General features: G+C 28.8%; 2 pseudogenes. Both read right to left on the bottom strand.

The window, feature by feature from the left end:
* Window positions 1-3837: pseudogene (locus EYY60_RS00115) on the bottom strand (hypothetical protein); the annotation flags it as partial.
* Between the two features lie 179 nt (window positions 3838-4016).
* Window positions 4017-4422, bottom strand: a pseudogene (locus EYY60_RS22195) (hypothetical protein); the annotation flags it as partial.

The raw sequence follows: 4422 nt of genomic DNA, 5'->3' as shown, positions 1-4422 counted from the left end.
GATTTCAAAACTTCCAGATGTTGGATTCGGATAAGCCGCTAAAGTTCCAAAAAGATCCAACGTTGCGATTTTTTTAGAATAAACTCCTTCGCAAGCTTTTGATGTCTTCACTTCTAATAAACCGCCTTTTTCTAAGTCTAAAGAGAAATTAGAATCGTTTGTTTGAAACTGTGCCTGACCATCAATAAATACTGTAAACGGAGCAGTTCCTTCGGTTATTTCAACATCAACTTTTTTTGCATTTACACTAGATTTCCCAGTGATAGTGGCTCCTTTTTGAATGGTTACATTAAATATTTGTTCATAGTTTTCTTCAGGAATAGTTATGGAAATCGTATAAAATCCTGGCGTTAAACTTGGTACTTTTAGACTGTTGTTGCTAAAAGTATACGCTTTTCCATTAATATTTGTTTGATAAATGTATGTTGCTTTTGCAATAATACTTATTTCACCATTGTTTTGACCAAGACACGATTCACCTTTTGTTTCTACAGCAAAATTGTCGTTTGGTAGTACGAGAGTAGATCCACAGTTTGTATTGTAGGTTGCTGTTGCGTCTTTTTTATTTATCCATTTTGTATTAGAATATGTTACATTATCAACCTGAATGCACACTAAATCAGGATTGTTTGTAAAATTTAAATAACCAGGATTAACAAAATCTAAATTAACATTATTCCCATTTTTTATATTCAAAGAATTTAGATTATTATTAGAACACATAATTGTCGTTAGGAGCCCATTTTTAGAGAGATTTAAAGTTTTTATTTTATTCCCAGTACAAGCTATTGATTTCAATTTGGCATTTTGCGAAACATCAAGATTTTGCAATTGATTATTACTACAAGCGAAATATTCTAAATCTAAATTTTTAGAAACATCAAGGATTGATAATTGATTCATAGAACAACCCAATGCCCTTAATTTATTGTTTAATGTAACATCTAATGTTGTCAATGAGTTGTTTGTAAATGATAGGACTTCCAAAAGCAAGTTTTTAGAAACATCTAATTTATTTATTTGATTGTTGTCTAAACTTAGTTCTTTTAATTTTAGATTTTTTGAAACGTCTATATCTTTGATTTTGTTTGAGGTCAAATTTAGATACCATAACAAGGTATTTTTTGAAATATCTAAATTAGGCAGGTTGTTTGAGTAACATGAAATAGACCATAAATTTGTGTTTTGGGAAACATCTAAGGATTCTAATTTGTTATTATAACATATTATAGAGCCCAATGCTTTATTATTGGAAATATCTAAAGTTGTAATTGAGTTATTATAGCATTCAAAAACATTTAATGACGGATTTTTAGAAACATCTACAGTACTTAGTTTATTGCCCCAACATGCGAAATTAATCAATAAAGTATTTTTAGAAATATCTATCGTACTTAGATTATTTTCAGAGCAACTAAATTCTGTTAGTTTGGTATTCTTAGAAATATCTAGAACTGTGATGTTATTTTGTGAACAATATAAACCTTTTAATGCCACAAAATCTTCAATACCACTTAAATTGGAGATATTGCTACCTGATACATTCAGAGAAGTAAGATTCTCAATGTTTTCTGAAAGTATTTTTCCGTCAGTTTTTCCTGAATCGATGCCCAGCGATATTAATTTTTTTTCAAAATTAATATCTGGAATTAAAGTATATCGACTGCATATTGAACCATAACTAGCCAAATCATCTTTTTTAGAAAGCCAAGAGGTGTTAAAAACAGTTGGATTATCAACAAGAATACAAGCCAATGGAGCATTGCCTGTAAAATTTGTTTCAGATGTATTTGTTAACGTATTTTTTCCGTTTTTTAAATTTAGTAATGAGATTTTGTTTTTTGAACAGTCTAAAGAAATCAGCGCTATATTTTTAGAAACATCTAAATTCGTTAATTGATTATTTGCACAGTTGATTTTTTCTAACTTAACATTTGCAAAAACATCAAGAGTACTTAAATTATTTGCAGAACAATTTAAAATGGTCAAATTAACATTTTTAGATATGTTTAAACTTCCTAATTTGTTATTGGAACAATTTAGATTAATTAAGTTTTCATTTTTGGAAATATTTAAATCTGATAATTGATTTGAAGAACAATTCAAAGTCTTCAGTTTGATAAATTTTTCAATTCCTGTCAAATCAGAAATAGTACTGCTTGAAACATCTAAGGACGAAATAGATATTATTTTTGCAGTTAATACTTTTCCATCTATAGTTCCAGTATCAATACCTAAAGCAATTAATTTTTTTTCAAAATTAATATCCGGGATTAAGGTATAAGGGCTACATAATATGCTATATGAAGCCGTTATATCTTTATTGTTAATCCAGTTTGTATTAGCATAAAACTCATCATCAACTTGAATACATTCTAAGTTGATATTGTTTTTAAAGGAGTATTGAGTAAATAAATTATTAGCACCATTCTTTAAATTTAATTCAAATAAATTATTTGAATCACATAAAATTTCCCTTAATAAGGAGTTTGATGAAATATCTAAATTTGTTAGTTGATTATTACTGCAGGATAAAGATGTTAAATTACTATTTACAGAAATATCTAAAGATGAAAGTAAATTATTGGCGCAATTAAGACTCATCAATTGTTTATTATTCTTACACTCCAATACGCTTAATTGATTGCTGAAAACATTAAGAATTTTTAATTGATCTAAAGCAGAAACATCTAAAACCGTTAATGAATTTTTGCTACAATTCAGATCTGTTAACAAGTTGTTGTTGTTTACTTGCAAAACGGTAATTTGGTTATTGCTTAGATCAAGTGTTTTGAGCAAATTTGCATTTGTAAAATTAACCTCTGTCAATAAATTTGAAGACCCGTTTAGGTCAGTTAATAAAGAGTTGTACCAAAGACCAACTGTTGCTAATTTATTATTTGAAAAATTCAAAGTAGTCAAATCTGCATTTTTAGTCAGATCCAAATCAGTTAAAAGGTTATTATTACAAGATAAAAATTTAAGCTTTTTTGAATAAAGCGGTTTCAAAGAGGTTAACTTGTTATTAGAAACATTTAGAGTAACCAGACCCATAAAATTTTCAATTCCAGTTAGATCAGTAATAGAGCTATTAGAAACATCAAGCGATGTAAGTGAGATAATGTTTGCAGTTAAAACCCGACCATTTATTCCATCAGTATCAATTCCTAAGTTTATTAATTTATTCTCGAAATTCTTATCTGGGATATTAGTATAAGATTCTCCACAAGAACTTGAATAAACTGCATTTTTGTCTTTATTATCAGCCCAGTTTAAGTTAGAATAATTTGGATCGTCAACTTCAATACAGCTTAAGTGGGGATTATCTGTGAAATCAAAAAACAGGGTTTTAAATTTTGTGTTGTTTCCATTTTTCAGATTTAAACTAATTAACTCATTTTTAGAACAAAAAATTCCTTGTAAAATCGGATTTTTAGAAACATCAAGGCTAGTTATAGAGTTTTCTGAACAAAATACACTAACAAGAGCTGGTAGTTTTGAAAAGTCTAAACTTGTTAAATCATTGCCCCTACAGTCTAAGATGCCTAATTTTACATTTTTAGACAAATCTAGTTTTGTAAGTAAGTTTAATTTGCATGTCAAACCAACTAGTTCTGTAAAACCTTCAATGCCGGTTAAATCCTTAATTTCAGAATCTGTGACATCTAAATTTACTACTGTATTGATGCTTGATGTCAATACTTTTCCATCTGGAGTGCCAGAATCAAGACCTAATGAAATTAGTTTTTTTTCAAAATTAAGATCAGGAATTGTCGTGTACTGAGCATAAATGGAAAAATGTGTTAAAAACAGTAACAAAAGTAATTTTGTTTTCATGGATTTAGATTAGAATTAGGTGATACAATTTTAATGCTTATAATCTTAAATTCATTACGGTAAACCGTAAACATAACGTAATGAGTTGTTTGTATTTTAGATTCTCTACAATCATTAACCTAAAAAATCCCATTTTCAGTTTGTCGAAAATGGGATTTTAAGGTTAGTTGATTTTATTTTTAGTTGGTTTTGAATTTCCAAACTTGGCCAATAGTTTCTCCGCCTTTATTGTCTTTTACAACAACTTTCCAGAAATATTCTTTGCCAGATTCAATGGCGGTATCAAGTATTTTTTCTGATTTGTTTTCACCAATTTTTGCTGTTGGCGGATTAGTAGTTCCAAAATAGATATCATATGTTAAGGCATCTGAAGTGTCAACATCAGAAGCTGTCCATTTTAAAGATACAGTTCCAGAATTTAAAGTGGTATTTAAAACTGGAGCAAGCAATTCTGGAGCAAAAGGCAAATGATTTACAACCGCTTCGCCAGAAGTGTAAAATTTAAAAACCGATGAATAAGCACTTGCCAATCCTTTAGCATCAGTAGCCTTGATTCTCCAGTAATAAGCAGTGTTTTTGCTCAAA

It is taken from the genome of Flavobacterium zhairuonense (assembly GCF_004352915.1).
Lineage (GTDB): Bacteria > Bacteroidota > Bacteroidia > Flavobacteriales > Flavobacteriaceae > Flavobacterium > Flavobacterium zhairuonense.
This window is presented reverse-complemented; position numbering and strand designations above follow the sequence as displayed.